The organism is Paenibacillus lentus, assembly GCF_042714055.1.
GTDB classification, from domain to species: domain Bacteria; phylum Bacillota; class Bacilli; order Paenibacillales; family Paenibacillaceae; genus Fontibacillus; species Fontibacillus lentus_A.
On record NZ_JBHGVC010000023.1, the window covers coordinates 13070 to 26790 of the forward strand.

Genomic DNA, 13721 nt, shown 5'->3' on the forward strand with positions numbered 1-13721 from the left:
ATGAACATCATCGAATCGTAGGTCAGTGCTGACCGTCAAAATCAATCTGTTTTTAGTTTTGAATACATATTTATATTTATAAACTTTCCGTTCACTCTTTCATACTGTCTTAGTGTTCCTTCAAACGTAAAGTTTAACTTTTGTAGGACTTTTATTGAATTCACATTTCCGGGTTCTACTTTTGCTTCGATTCGATTCAGCTTTAATGATGAGAATGCGTAGTTTAACAAAGAACTGATCGCTTCTGGAGCGTATCCTCTTCCCCAAAATGCTTTAGAAATGTCATATCCGATTTCTGCTTTTTCATTTTCAAAATCAATGGCATTGTAACCACAAGAACCTATAATTTCATTTGATTCCATCTCAATGATGGAGTGGCGAATAGCCTTGTTATCTTGAGAAAGTTCATCAAGAAGCTTAATCATCTCTTTTGCCTGATTTTCATCCGTAAAACAATCAACATTCATAAACTTGGTAACATCGGGATCAGACCAAATTTTAAACAAACTAGGCGAATCCGACAGCTTCATTTTTCTCAAATATAATCGTTCTGTTTGTAGCTCTGTAGTCAACATTTTATCTTTTACCTCCAATAAATTTTAATAGCTGCTGTTGCTTATTTATAATAGCAGGTCTATCGTATCCAGCACTGCTTCGGTATTATTCGAACCGATCTGATATTTCGCCGTCCTTTTCACGAGTTCACTCGCATTTTCCATCGCATAGCTAAAATGTACATGCCGTAGCATTTCGACATCATTGCCACTATCTCCAAAGGCCGCCGTCTTATCGTCTGCAATCTGCCATCTTTGCTGAAGAAGCTGAATTCCATGCGCCTTGTGAATGCCCGTCACAATAATATCCACATCCCCATGACCGCACGATACGGCCGTAACTTCCTCCCCTAACTCAAGCTTCAAGTTCACAAGTGCTTGATCCAGATCTTCAATTGGAAAACGAAGGGCAAATTTAAACAATTGATCCTCAATAGACGCTAGATTCTCGACTCTCTTTAATCGATGGTAGTATTGTTTCGAATAGTTGTAATAGTCGTCTGATTCATCATACCGCATGTAAGCACTTTGTTTGCCGCATAGTGCAATGTTCGCGGAAGGATAGTGTTTTAGAAGCTCCAGCGTCTTCGCAATCGTCTCATCAGACATTCGGCCTGTGAATATTTCCTCTTTCCCGTCTATAATATAAGCGCCATTCTCCGCAACAAAAGCAATTTCATGCTCAATTCCTGGAAAAAACGACCTCAGCTGGTAATATTGATTTCCGCTAGCCACAACAAACCTAATGCCTTTTCTTTTTATCTGCGCATATTGTTCCAGAAAGCGATCTCGATTATAATCCTTGCGGTCATTAAGAAACGTACCATCCATGTCTACGGCAATAAGTCGTACATCCATGTTCAAGCCCTCCTCTTAATCATTAATTTAAGGTCACCTTCATTTGACTACGGTAGAATCTGCCGATTCCTAGCAGCAGTACGATCAAATAGAGAGCCGCGAAGCCAGCCATATACCACAGCGCGGACACCGCGCCTGAATGATCCATCGAATATCCAATTAGTGCAGGGAATACCGCGGCTCCGAACCCGCCAAAAGCTGTAATCAAGCTGGTTACGAGACGCGTCATGCCAGGAAATGTATGATTCGCATACACCATCGTGATGGAATACCCACCAGACATCGTTAAGCCCATCATGATGACCAGGATAAAGCCGACGACTGCATCCCTCGATAACGCAAACATGACGATCACCACGAGCGTACCGAACATACTCCAGCGCAAATAACTCGCATAATTTACTTTTCGAATAATCCAACCTGTAGCAGCCCTGCCAATCACCATCGCCGTCCAGAACAAGCCAATACTCAACGAGGCGTAGTAGGGGGTAACCTCCAAATGATTCAGGAAGATGGAGGACATGAAATGATTCAGACTCCCCTCAATCCCGCTGTAAATGAAAATCAAGAAGACGAATGCGAAGAGAATGTATCTCTTCATCCGCCTAGTCTTGAACACCGGCGGCGGTGCAGTGCCGGCATCCAAAGATTCCGCGACTTTCATTCCCTCCTTGGCAACAGAGATGAAGCACCATATGACTGCCATAACGATTCCAAGACATGCCGTCACGAAGAAGGAATACCGCCAAACCTGATTCGCAATCAATACACTAGCGATGAGCGGCATACAGAGCGCACCGATCCCGAATGAGACCTCAAGATAACTCATCACCACAGCTCTACGACCCACGAATACTTCCATCATCAATGTCGCAACAACGCATTCAATTGCTGCTGCACCGACACTATTCAAGAAATTTAAGGCCACAACCCAGCCGAATGGAGGAAGCGACCATACACTGAACTGCGCAATCGCAATGACGACCGCAGAGAGCGCGAGTACGTATTTTTCCTTCTTCAACACTTTCATGAGCCATGCCGAAATTGGAACGCCCGCAATAAAGCCGACTGCACTCACGAATACCATCTGCCCGCCAACCGTATAGGATTGCTCATAGTGAGCAAGCAATTGCGGCATCACAGAACCGATCGTTGTAATGACAAGTCCTGCCAGAAAATACAATGAATACGAAGCGAACGCAAAGGTTCTCATGCCTTAACCTCCTTTTAGAAACAGGGATCATCCTGCTGATATTTCCATTGTAAAGAATGAAATGCGTTTCAAGTCAAGCACTCAAAACCATATTTCTAAAAAAGAAATCGGCATGTTACAATGATTCCAAATGTGTAGAAAGAGGGGGATCCTTATGGCGAATATCAAAGATGTCGCTAGAATGGCTGGTGTCTCGATTGCAACCGTATCCCGCGTTCTCAATGAGTATCCTTATGTCGCCAAGGACAAGCAAGAGAAGGTCATGGCGGTTATCAAGGAATTGAATTATTCGGTGAATGGCAACGCGGTGAAGCTAAGCAAAGGGAAGACAAATACCATAGGTGTCATTGTGCCGTATAACAATAACTCTTGTTATGATGAACTCATTAACGGCATTCTGAAGAAAGCGCATGAGTTGCATTATCAAGTTCTCTTGCTGCCTTCGTATTATGAAAACGACATAGAAAGTAACTATCTTACGTTATTAAAAAAGAAAATGATCGATGGAATTCTGCTCACTTCGCATACACTTCATCCTGAGCAGATCTTAGCTTTGTCCGAGTGGGGAAAAATCGTATGCTGCGAGGCTTGCCCCATCGAGCTTGTCCCATCTGTGTTCCCAGATCGATTTGCAGCTTATACCGAAGTCTTCACTTATTTGAAGAACAAAGGTTATAAACGTATACATTTCACATCGGGAAGAGACTTTCAATCGAGTCTTAGCACACGATTACGTATTCAGGCTTATCAAGAAACCATTGCCGAAGCTTATGAAGGTCAGTTCTTCGACCAGTGCTTCGACTATCAAGATGGGAAAAGAGTTGGCGACCTCATGTTTCGAGATTCGATCGTCCCGGATGCGATTTTTACGAATGGCGATGAAGTCGCTGCAGGAATTATAGCTTCCGCCCAGACGCACGGCTACAATTATCCGCAAGATTTCGAGATTATTGGTGAGGAGAATACGCCATTAAGTGAAATATTAGGTTTCCCAAGTGTGGATTATCATCAAACTGCAATTGGTGAGCAAGCTGTCTCGCTATTACTAAGCGATGAATATGCCCGAATTCAAATTCGGCATAAACTCAATTTCAGAGCTCGAACAGAAGCGAGTGTGTTGTCCTGAATGAGCGCGAATTTTACTCCTACCTACACCACAAAGAAGCCATACCCTTTAGAGGATGACTTCTTTGTGGGTGTTCGAACTTTATGAATGTTACAAAGGAGCGTAATGGTTCAACTAACAAAAAAGCATTTCTTAGATTGGAGTAATGCTTCTTTGTTCCACCGTCATTCCATCGATGTTCCTCTAACAGAATTGTTGAATCACCTAATTAGTTATGTAACGTTATGTATTGCAAAATCATTAAACTTCTGTGTGCTGTCAAAAAAGATATTCAATAGTTATTTAAAAGGCTGTCGATTTCTCGACAGCCTGGACAGAAAAATTACTTCTGCTGTTCATTGTATTTCAAATGTAAAATGGGGTAAGGGCGGCCTGCTCCATCCGTCAAATCTTCACCGATTATTCCGAAACCGCTTTTTAAGTAAAACCTTGTCGCATTCTCATTTTGTTTATTCACATCAACGGACGTGATCCCAAAACCATTGATGCATATTTGCATAATTTGTTTCCCATACCCTTTACCAATTTTATCGGGATCGAGAAACAGTGCTTCCAAGTGATTTTCATTGATGGCGGTAAAACCAATGATAGAGTCTTCGGTATACCAGAGACGTACATCAAGATGAGGAAAATACATAGGTAATTCTTTTTTGATTTCCTCTTTATCCTTGAAACTCAAAAAATGATGAGTGGCCATTACCGATCTTTCCCAAAGATTTATAATCATATCATAGTCATTAACGGTTGCTTTTCTGTTTTGTATCATTTCGCTCTACTCCTTTTTCTTTCTAATTTATCACGCTCCTTTCATCACTTTTTTTGTAGATGGTGATCGTATATCTCCAATTGATATATGACTTCATGCTTACCACTCTTTTCGGAATATATTTAGTTGGGTGCCATTCAATAGCTGTTCCTCTCTTTTACGGACGGTTGTTTTGCCGCAACAGACGGTGGAAGCCCTCAAGAGGCATCACCTTGTGTTGGAAGAAGACCGGAAGAAGGCAGCGGAGAAAGAGACGGGGTACAACGATCACGGTCTGGTTGTACAGACGCGGAACGGCTTCCCGGTCAGCCCTCACTTTTTGGAACTCCGTTGGCTGGACTTGTGTTTCTTTAAGGATCTCTCCGTCTTCTCATGAATGATTATCTGTCAGATCACGCCAGCTTCGCGCAATTCTTTAAGCATCGCATCTTCCTTGTCATAATCAAGACCAATCTCCACTGGTAGATGAGCCAGTTCCCAAGCAATCGTTTTTTTCAATCCTTCCTCAAAGGAGAAAGCTTCTCGATAGCCTAGTTCTTCCCGGATTCGATTGGATTCTACGATGATGTTTTGTTCTGTTCGCAAGGGGATACCTAGTTCATCAGGAAGGTGGCCGGACGGAACTTGGATAATCTCGCCATTCCAATCCAACTGCTTACCAATCGCATGTATGAAATCCAGCATTGTTCTGGTCTGTGGTTCTGTTATGTTGTAGAGGCGCCCGATTGCGCGCTCATTCGTTATCGCTAATGCAATGCCATAAGCGACATCCTCCACATATCCATGCGTCCAGAGCCAATTTGCATAACCTTCATCCAGCAATATAATTGATCGACCGTCACGTAATGGTTTCAACTTAAAATAATGAAACAGCCTATGCTGCGGATCGTTCGATCCGTATACTGCGGGCAGGCGCACGATGGTTGCTTTTATGTAAGGATCGTTCATGACCATTTCTTCTAGAGGTATTTTGTCGTAAAGATTGCACCAATCATCGGGATCCTTGGCCGGATCTTGGTATGGATGACGATTATTTCTAAGAGCAGAAGTCTCTGAAATAGGCATTGGTTCTAATGATCCTTTGTCAGCCTGCCTCACTACACCATAGGCACGATAAACATCCTGACTGCTGATCATCACTAGCCGATTCGTAATGCCGCGGAAGGTACGCAATACGAGCTCGGTATCCTTTTCTGTGTAAGCAATCATATCCACGACAACGTCGGGCGACAAGGATTGAAATGCAGCCCTGTGTTGTACTAAATTCATCTTGTCCCCGTATATGTGCTTTACAGTTGCAGGCATGTCAATTTCGGCCTGGCCTCGATGGAACAAGGTTATATCATGATAGCCCATGGCATGAAGATGGCGAATCACGTATGGCCCGATAAAATTAGTTCCTCCTATGATGAGAATTTTCATGCTGTGCACCTCAACTTTCCGTTGTTTTATCACGCTTATTATAGCATATGGTTTACATCCACAAATTTTTTGCGCAAATTCTTCAAGATGATCTGGTGAACAGTTTCCATATCGGGAGTACCTCTGTTCCGGGTTTAAAAGCAAAACCGATTACTGATATTTTGCTTGTAGTCAAGGATATCGGAGGATTGGATACTTTCTCGGCCCAATTTGAAAACCTTGGCTATGAAGTCATGGGTGAATTCGGAATAAAGGGAAGAAGATATTTCCGTAAAGGCGGAGATGATCGCACTCATCAGATTCATGCATTTCAGTATGAGCCTTCGAGAAGTACTCCAATTGGTTTTGGATTTTTTACCGCACGCATAAATCTGATAACGAATTCAGGTACCTATACGTTGCTTTCAATAAAATGGTTGATAAGTTCGGTACTTTAATCGAATAAACAAAAAATACTTGCGCAGAACGCACAATTAAAGCAGCTTCAGACGTAAATTGTCCCGCACTTTCTTTATAATAGCTACTTCTAACCCTTGCACGAATTTGGCTGACAGTGGCTGCTGGTGAAATCTCATCAAAAGACATAGCTGCAGAATGGCTTATACCTCAGATGCCTAAAGAGCATGCGACTTTACTCTATTTAGCAAGAAAAGCCTATCGCGGAGAGTATGTTGATAAGTGGGAAGGACTGGACAGCGAGGTAATAGCACTCGTTAATCATATGAAAAACTCTATAGAGTATTATCTTAGTGTCTGAACATGCTTTGAAGGACTTAAACTCATATGGAATAAGAAGAGAGAATAGATGGTGCGGTAGTTAAAAAATCGGGCAAAACAAGTAAAATGTTAATGTCAGTCGAACCGAATAGAGAAGCTTGATTTTAATTACTATGGTAAATATCAGGCTTCTTTCTTTATTTGGTATCAGAGGAGCAGCGTTGTTAAACGACCCTATTTCCGGTTCTAAAAGATTTGAGGCAATGATTAACCTTTAATTTTTGAAAAAGTATTTGCCATGATTAATATCATCGTCTGTTACCATAAAGTAATGGTATTTTTATATTAACCAATTGGTTAATATAAAAAAAGGAGTGTTTTTTTATGGCTAAAATTACCGTTGTGGGCTGCGGAATCATGGGAAGCGCACTTGTAAATGCATTTCTCGTTGAGAATCATACGGTTACGGTCGTTGATACGAACGAAGCAGCTACCAGACCTTTTGTAGAGCGCGGGGCAAAGTTTGCATCACAGCTCTCTGATGCATTGGATTCGGATTTTATCTTGTTGAATCTGCCCAATCATAAAATTGTTGAATCTATTCTTAATTCTTTACCGTCCGGGAGCCTATCAGGAAAAATCATTGTCAATACCACTACTTCCACGCCGAAAGAGATATGCGAACTTGACAAAATGCTGACTATAGAAGGGGCTTTATATTTAGACTCTGCGATAGAATGTTACCCAGCGGAAGTTGGAAAGGAAACAGGGTATATTTTTTATTCCGGTAGAACCGAAGCTTTTGCAAAAACAAAAGATGTGCTAAGTGCATTGGCGGCAAAAAGCGAGTATTTAGGCGAGAATGCTGTCGGAGCGACTGTAATGGACCTGGCAATAATAAATACCCATTATGGAATGATGCTCTCTATGCTTGAAGGGGTTGCTTTATGTATAAAAAATGATATTCCGGTTGAGGCCTACGTCAATCAGGCAAAAACAATTTCGCCTTGGGCGTTTGATTCTCCGTTACGTCAAATATCTGCAGATCTGCTTCATTACACTGGCGAGTTCATTGATGCAAACGAAGCAACATTAGGAATCGAGACCAATGCGCTGGCTTCTATTGTTCAAGCGCTGAGGGACAGCGGCATCAAAACCGAATTTAGTGAAACCATTCTAAAAATAATGGAAGACACAATTGCGAAGGGGTATGGAAACAAGAATTTCACCAGCATTATATCTCAAATCATGTAAAGTCCCTAACATTATCCCCCGTATGAAGATAGTCGGAAATTAACATATGATTGTAGTCCTGCACTGATACCGGGGTAAATGGACTCATGAGCTTATATGGAAATATCCGTCCATGTTGGAAGTGATCAGCATGGACGGAGTATCTAAGGTATAGGGAAAGCAAAGCTATGGCTTTGCTTATTTTTTTGCATTATCGAACACTCGTTATATAATATACTAATGGAAGGAAGGTGTTGGGCGTGCCACTTGTAGTTAATAAGGATAATATGCGGAAAGAAATATTACTGGCCTTTGAGCAGTGCATCAAGGACAAACCGCTTAATAAAATCACGATGCGTGATATCGCAGCAAAAGCAAATGTTTCCCATGCGAAGGTTCTTTATTATTTTGGATCTAAGCAAAAGCTGCTATTGGCGTATATCGATGAGTTTACAGAAATTCACATTCAATTCATTCAGACATGGCTGCAGGAGCATAAAAAAGAGTGTTCACGTTTGTCTCATCCTCGCAGTTGCATCGGATGGTTATTCCGGGATATTTTTTCCTTTGACCAAAATAATAACTACTATAATACATTTATACAAATCTACACTATGACCCCCTATGATGATAAAATCAAGAGTACTGTCAGGAAAGCATACGCTACATGGAAAAACGCGATCCATCAGTTTCTCACTGAGTTATACGGTAAGGATATGGAGAGTACATCGGAAGCTCTGTATATTTTGATCGAAGGTATTTTATTGTATTCTACCTATTATGAATTAAGTGATACCCGAATAGAAACCATATTGGATTCGTTGTCGAAACTGTAAGAAGGCCTCGACCCGTTGAATTTTTAATATACTTCGCAGTATCTTCTCAACATCTAAGCATTCAACACCATCTCCATCTTCATGAGATGCTCTTCCATAAGCTGAGGGTATTGAGACATCCGAGCAAGATCCTGCTCGGTAGGATCGTATTCCGGTCTGCGTGCGAAGGTACCTCCAACATGACGAATATTCCAGCCACCCCATTGCTTTCAATGCGCTTTGGGCTTCACGAATCGTTGACCGGCCCACTTGATATTGCTTGGCCAGGGCTTCAAAAGAATCTTGCGGGGGAAAAATAAAATAATGAATGTAAAAGGTATATAAGTCTATATAAATTTATAATCGTATTCCTTTTTGATTGAGCCTAAGCCCTGTATTTTCAATTACGCTTCTGCAGCTTGGCTTTGACATGCTTCAACGAAGTTTATGCAATGCTAGTGAAATTCAATCTTTTTTTAAGGAGAACCTTGAAAAAAGAAATACAAAGAATAAAACTTCTACAGTATTACTTCACGGATGATGTGAATTTGCAACAGCTTGCTCTTATTCCGGAATCTCTTGATGACTATGGTAAGACATAAACAATTTTACAGCTTCAACAGCATTTGAAATCGATAGCCAGCAGCAGTTCATACATTATTAATGAAACGTATACATTCCATCGATAGACAGGGCGATCTCCTTATCAACTTTTGAAAGCTCCATCCCTAACGAGGAATTTATTGTGCTCGATGTAAACTCCTATAATTCTAAAGATGCGCAAACGATTTATTGGAATAAGCGTCTTTTTTTAAGCATTTCTAATTTATCCAATACTCCTATCGATACAACCAGCAAAGAAAAAAGAAACCTGCTTACATCATTGCCCTGGAACTGAATCTGCAGTGCTGGAAGACGCATACGGAAGGTGAAGTCCTTAAAACCTTCGAGAAGTACTCCAATTGGTTTTGGATTTTACCGCGACTGCGATTTTGTTGACTCTGCCCTATTCCTTATCTACTTACCGGTTGATATATAAACCCTTGACGTAGTCTGGATTAAAGCGTATCAAGATAGTTTGGAATAAAAATCGAATATAATTGGGTTGTTCCTGCCGAACAAGAGTGTGTGGCAAGAAAGACGCACATTGGATTAAGCCATGTCATTCAGCTTGTATTAAGAAAATAATGGGGAATATCCGTTATCCAAATGAATCCAATTTTGAATGGTATTAAAGCCTGCCTGACCTTTTACAATTAAAACCTTATGGGCTGCAGCAGGATATCCCAAAGCATTATTTGAATTAGCACCCGATGAATTAGTTGCAATGACAAGCGGGCAAGTCATGACCATAAAGTAAGAATCGGTTTATATCGTAGGGGTGACCCAAAAGGTCCACTGACCTGTGACACCCCTTCTGTCTGTTGTGAGACCCTGGCGCTTTGCATATTTCACATTACATTAAGATTGTATAGAAACTGGATTAAGATTGCTCATGTATTCTGATGATATTGAGAATTGAAACAGAGGAGTGAGCAAAGAATGAACATGTTTACAAAGCGCGCGACGGCCATTGCACTGACCTTCACTGTAGCAACTGGCTTACTAGGCGGTATTGGTTCACTATCGAAAGTATCGGCGGCACCCCTGGGGGGAGGTCCGCAAGATCCCAAAGAAGTAGAGCAATTTGCCGATCAATTTTTTAACCGTCCTGAAATTAAAGAAAGTATGGCTGGAGCTGCATTTGTAGTCGTCAAAGGCGACAAAGTGCTATTGAATAAGGGCTACGGTTATGCGGATGTGGAGAAGAAGCTGCCGGTCGATCCAAATCGTACGCTGTTCCGCGTCGCCTCCATTTCCAAAGTGATAACCGCTACAGCAGTGATGCAATTAGCGGAGCAAGGGAAAATCGATTTAAACAAAGATTTGTCAGCTTACTTGGGGGACGTTCGAATCCCGAATCGGATAACACACCTATGGTGATCCGTAAGCCTGGCGAGTTTTACAGATATGACAATCTAGGATTTACATTTCAAGGTTATGCCATTGAGCAAGTGACTGGAAAGCCATTTGGTACATATGTACAGGATCATATCTTTAAACCTTTAGGTATGGAAAACAGTTATTTACGTTTAACTCCGGAAATAACAAAAGAATTGGCTGTGCCTTACAATCAGATAGGCGAAGCTATTCCCACGTACGCAACGGTTCCTACAGAGTATCCGGGCGGCGGAATGTTATCTACGGGCTCCGACATGGCAAATTTCATGATGGCCCATCTTGTTGACGGTAAGCTGGGAAATGCAACGATCCTAAAAAAAGAAACAGCGGCGGAAATGCATAAGCCTCAGCTTGCTATACATGAAAAGCTACCGAACATGGCCTATGGCTTCGAATATGCCAGTCAGCAACATTACAACGGACAATATATGATTGAGAAATCTGGGGACATGGCAGGGTATCATAGCAATATGTGGCTGATTCCAAATGAAAAAGTCGGCGTTTTCGTTACCACAAATAAAGATTTTGAGTTTCGTACGCCATTGTTGGAAGCGTTCATGAATCATTATTACCCGAGCAAAGGGGGATCACAAGCTCCTCTTGAGCGATCGAAACACTCCTTGGCAGATTTCGAAGGCACATACAGTGACTTACGGAATCGGATGTGGACCTCTCATATTCGTTCAGAGGACGGCAAGCTTATCGTGAAAGATCGCTTGGAGAACATGTACTTTATGAAATAGAACCGCTGCTTTTTCAAGATGAGCAAGGCGCAAAAGCTGCTTTCAAATTGAACAGTAACGGTGATGTTCAGGCGTTTTATTACAATTTAAAAGCAGATAGCTGGTCCGAAAAATTGGTGAAGCCGCAGCATTATCAGGATGTTAGTGTAGACCATTCGTATGCTTCATCGATCTATCACATGCGCCAATTGGGGGTCATCGATGAGGGCAGCGGCGACAACCGCTTTGAGCCTGAACAAGCGATTACACGAGAACAGTTTATCGGATGGTTTATCCGGTGGTCTGGGATAGCACCATCTAAGAATGAACCTGCTTTCACTGATATTTCTGGTAGTGCTTATGCTAAAGAAATACAAGCAGCTTATCAGCTTGGAGTCATTGCACTTCCTGCGAATGGAAAGTTTAATCCACAGCAACTGTTGACGCGTCAGGAAGCAGCAACTATTATATGGCGTATGGCATTCAATCACACAGGCGCCAAACCGGGAAAAGCTGCGATTAGCGGTCACACCGATTCTTGGGCTCTAGAAGGTGTTCGCTTCGTGATCGCGAAACAATTATATGGGCTCGAAGTTGTCGAAGGCAAAGACGGGACATTCGACTATAATTCGAAACAGCCAATGCTAAAACAAGAAGCGGCTGCATTGCTGTCACGGTTCGCAGATAATCTATTCTAATGTAGAAACAACTCCCACTAAGCTGCAAGTAGAGTGGGAGTTGTTTCTTGCACAATCAGGGGTGGGACAAATTAAAACAATACTCATTATAGATGATGAAGCCGAAATTCAGGAACTGCTGACCATCTATTTAACCAGCAATGGCTATGCTACGGTTGCAGCCGGGAACGGAATCGAAGCACTGGAAATATTACAAGAGGAGTCCATCGATCTGGTTATTGCCGATATTATGATGCCTCAGATGGATGGATTGGAATTGCTCAAAAGGACGCGACATAGCTCACAGATTCCGTTCCTCTTCATTTCTGCAAAGTCTGACGATATGGACAAAATTTATGGTTTGCAGCTTGGAGCAGATGATTACGTAGGCAAGCCCTTTAACCCGCTTGAAGTTGTTAGTCGAGTTCAAGCACTGTTCAGACGAATTGATGTCTTTGCGAAGCCAGATAAGCAGGAGCAGGAATGTATTGAAATTGGGGATGTGAAGCTGGATTTGAAGAGCTGCCAACTGTACAAGTCCGGAATAGAAAAAGAAATGACATCGTACGAATACAGGATTCTGGAACTGCTGATGGGACAGGCAGGCAGGGTGTTTACGAAAGCACATATTTACGAGCAGGTATGGGGCGAGGAATACATCGGGGATGAAAATTTAATTATGGTGTACATAAGTAAAATCAGGGAAAAAATTGAAGATAACCGAAGAAAACCTGTTTATCTCATTACAATTAGGGGGTTGGGTTACCGATTTGAAAAAAGCAAATAGCTCTTCCGGTAGACGTCCATTGAAAAGGCTGTTTTCGAAATTATGTGGTGATCAGCGCTCTGATGATAGCGGCGGTAGCCGTATCGCTCTTTAGCACAGACCTGTTAATGAAGTGGTATATAAATGATCTTGATGTCGCTAAAACCAATGGCGAGGATATTTACCAATACCCTTTTGATAACATCAGTGGGCAATTGCTAGATAAGTACGGTGGTTGGTTCGAAATTGTTAATGAATTGGGAGAATCGTTTTTGTCAAAGGAAACAAAGAAGACAATATCGTCCATTACCAAGATGGCCAAATGTATGCCAAAATGGATGTAGAAAGAAACGATGATTCGATTTCCTATCATGCATATCATGCAGAAGGGCCGCACGGTGAGTCCTATGTATTACTCTGGAAAATCCCTGAACGACTGTCTAAAATATCTACTGCCACATCTATCTTTGCAGGATTGTTTGCTGTTTTTTTGTTCATATTACTTTACTTTTATGCTCGATATTCTGTCGAACAAGTCAAAAAGCCACTCAGACAAATCCTTGAAGGCATCAAAGAGATGGAACGCTTCAATTACACGAAGCGGGTTAAATATTCTGCTGAACAGGAATTTGTAGAAATACAAGATGCTTTTAACGGAAAGGCAGAACGTTTACAGCGAACATCTGCCGAGAAGGAAGCAGCCGAGAACAAAAAAAGTAACATGTTACTTCATCTGTCGCATGACTTGAAGACGCCGATCACCTCAATTTACGGATATTCTCAGCTTTTGTTGGATAATCAGACACTAGAAACTAAAGACGCGCAAATATATTCAATACATTTACGATAAA

15 protein-coding genes and 1 pseudogene are annotated in these 13721 nt (G+C 41.7%); 11 read left to right on the forward strand and 5 right to left on the reverse strand.

The annotated features are described in order from the left end of the window. Positions 1-41: 41 nt before the first annotated feature. The 3 genes from ACE3MQ_RS26665 to ACE3MQ_RS26675 are packed head-to-tail and all read right to left on the reverse strand — an operon-like array spanning position 42 to position 2625. Positions 42-572, reverse strand: a complete 531-nt coding sequence (locus ACE3MQ_RS26665) for a GNAT family N-acetyltransferase (RefSeq protein WP_379398595.1) — start codon at positions 570-572, stop codon at positions 42-44. A 48-nt stretch (positions 573-620) separates the two neighbouring features. Continuing rightward, positions 621-1412 carry a Cof-type HAD-IIB family hydrolase gene (locus ACE3MQ_RS26670; protein ID WP_379398546.1) on the reverse strand — a complete coding sequence of 264 codons (792 nt, stop codon included), beginning with the start codon at positions 1410-1412 and terminating at the stop codon, positions 621-623. A 22-nt stretch (positions 1413-1434) separates the two neighbouring features. Further along, complete coding sequence (locus tag ACE3MQ_RS26675; protein WP_379398548.1) at positions 1435-2625, reverse strand: MFS transporter; 1191 nt, start codon at positions 2623-2625, stop codon at positions 1435-1437. A gap of 154 nt (positions 2626-2779) precedes the next feature. Here ACE3MQ_RS26675 and ACE3MQ_RS26680 point away from each other — a divergent pair, with 154 nt between their 5' ends. Next, positions 2780-3751, forward strand: a complete 972-nt coding sequence (locus ACE3MQ_RS26680) for a LacI family DNA-binding transcriptional regulator (RefSeq protein ID WP_379398550.1) — start codon at positions 2780-2782, stop codon at positions 3749-3751. 322 nt (positions 3752-4073) lie between these two features. On the opposite strand, the gene ACE3MQ_RS26685 is transcribed toward ACE3MQ_RS26680, so the two are convergent. Then, entirely contained in the window at positions 4074-4517 is a 444-nt protein-coding gene (locus tag ACE3MQ_RS26685; RefSeq protein WP_209976183.1) for a GNAT family N-acetyltransferase, read from the reverse strand. 214 nt (positions 4518-4731) lie between these two features. Here ACE3MQ_RS26685 and ACE3MQ_RS26690 point away from each other — a divergent pair, with 214 nt between their 5' ends. Beyond that, a complete protein-coding gene (locus ACE3MQ_RS26690) occupies positions 4732-4893 on the forward strand; it encodes a hypothetical protein (RefSeq protein ID WP_379398553.1) in 162 nt (53 codons plus the stop codon). An 11-nt stretch (positions 4894-4904) separates the two neighbouring features. On the opposite strand, the gene ACE3MQ_RS26695 is transcribed toward ACE3MQ_RS26690, so the two are convergent. Next, positions 4905-5939 carry an NAD-dependent epimerase/dehydratase family protein gene (locus ACE3MQ_RS26695; protein ID WP_379398555.1) on the reverse strand — a complete coding sequence of 345 codons (1035 nt, stop codon included), beginning with the start codon at positions 5937-5939 and terminating at the stop codon, positions 4905-4907. A gap of 47 nt (positions 5940-5986) precedes the next feature. Here ACE3MQ_RS26695 and ACE3MQ_RS26700 point away from each other — a divergent pair, with 47 nt between their 5' ends. The 9 genes and pseudogenes from ACE3MQ_RS26700 (at position 5987) to ACE3MQ_RS26740 (ending at position 13720) form a co-directional block, all read left to right on the forward strand. After that, positions 5987-6376, forward strand: coding sequence for a GrpB family protein (locus ACE3MQ_RS26700; protein ID WP_379398557.1), 390 nt, complete (start codon positions 5987-5989; stop codon positions 6374-6376). An 83-nt stretch (positions 6377-6459) separates the two neighbouring features. Continuing rightward, positions 6460-6696 (forward strand): annotated as a pseudogene (locus ACE3MQ_RS26705) (DUF4111 domain-containing protein); the annotation flags it as partial. 344 nt (positions 6697-7040) lie between these two features. After that, positions 7041-7910 carry an NAD(P)-dependent oxidoreductase gene (locus ACE3MQ_RS26710; RefSeq protein WP_379398559.1) on the forward strand — a complete coding sequence of 290 codons (870 nt, stop codon included), beginning with the start codon at positions 7041-7043 and terminating at the stop codon, positions 7908-7910. A 239-nt stretch (positions 7911-8149) separates the two neighbouring features. Continuing rightward, entirely contained in the window at positions 8150-8725 is a 576-nt protein-coding gene (locus tag ACE3MQ_RS26715; protein WP_379398561.1) for a TetR/AcrR family transcriptional regulator, read from the forward strand. A 1521-nt stretch (positions 8726-10246) separates the two neighbouring features. Beyond that, positions 10247-10687: a serine hydrolase domain-containing protein gene (locus ACE3MQ_RS26720; RefSeq protein ID WP_379398563.1), complete on the forward strand. Its 441-nt coding sequence runs from the start codon at positions 10247-10249 to the stop codon at positions 10685-10687. After that, positions 10681-11448, forward strand: coding sequence for a serine hydrolase domain-containing protein (locus ACE3MQ_RS26725; RefSeq protein WP_379398565.1), 768 nt, complete (start codon positions 10681-10683; stop codon positions 11446-11448). Before ACE3MQ_RS26720 ends, ACE3MQ_RS26725 begins: the two co-directional genes overlap by 7 nt. A 47-nt stretch (positions 11449-11495) precedes the next feature. Beyond that, positions 11496-12125: an S-layer homology domain-containing protein gene (locus tag ACE3MQ_RS26730; RefSeq protein ID WP_379398567.1), complete on the forward strand. Its 630-nt coding sequence runs from the start codon at positions 11496-11498 to the stop codon at positions 12123-12125. 70 nt (positions 12126-12195) lie between these two features. After that, a complete protein-coding gene (locus tag ACE3MQ_RS26735) occupies positions 12196-12891 on the forward strand; it encodes a response regulator transcription factor (protein ID WP_379398598.1) in 696 nt (231 codons plus the stop codon). A 301-nt stretch (positions 12892-13192) separates the two neighbouring features. Next, positions 13193-13720: a histidine kinase dimerization/phospho-acceptor domain-containing protein gene (locus ACE3MQ_RS26740; protein WP_379398569.1), complete on the forward strand. Its 528-nt coding sequence runs from the start codon at positions 13193-13195 to the stop codon at positions 13718-13720. Position 13721 lies beyond the last annotated feature (1 nt).

Coding starts and splice junctions, on each gene's coding strand:
- ACE3MQ_RS26670 (WP_379398546.1), bottom strand. CDS start 1,412: ATGGATGTACGACTTATTGCCGTAGACATGGATGGTACGTTTCTTAAT.
- ACE3MQ_RS26675 (WP_379398548.1), bottom strand. CDS start 2,625: ATGAGAACCTTTGCGTTCGCTTCGTATTCATTGTATTTTCTGGCAGGA.
- ACE3MQ_RS26680 (WP_379398550.1), top strand. CDS start 2,780: ATGGCGAATATCAAAGATGTCGCTAGAATGGCTGGTGTCTCGATTGCA.
- ACE3MQ_RS26685 (WP_209976183.1), bottom strand. CDS start 4,517: ATGATACAAAACAGAAAAGCAACCGTTAATGACTATGATATGATTATA.
- ACE3MQ_RS26695 (WP_379398555.1), bottom strand. CDS start 5,939: ATGAAAATTCTCATCATAGGAGGAACTAATTTTATCGGGCCATACGTG.
- ACE3MQ_RS26700 (WP_379398557.1), top strand. CDS start 5,987: ATGGTTTACATCCACAAATTTTTTGCGCAAATTCTTCAAGATGATCTG.
- ACE3MQ_RS26710 (WP_379398559.1), top strand. CDS start 7,041: ATGGCTAAAATTACCGTTGTGGGCTGCGGAATCATGGGAAGCGCACTT.
- ACE3MQ_RS26720 (WP_379398563.1), top strand. CDS start 10,247: ATGAACATGTTTACAAAGCGCGCGACGGCCATTGCACTGACCTTCACT.
- ACE3MQ_RS26725 (WP_379398565.1), top strand. CDS start 10,681: ATGGTGATCCGTAAGCCTGGCGAGTTTTACAGATATGACAATCTAGGA.
- ACE3MQ_RS26740 (WP_379398569.1), top strand. CDS start 13,193: ATGTATGCCAAAATGGATGTAGAAAGAAACGATGATTCGATTTCCTAT.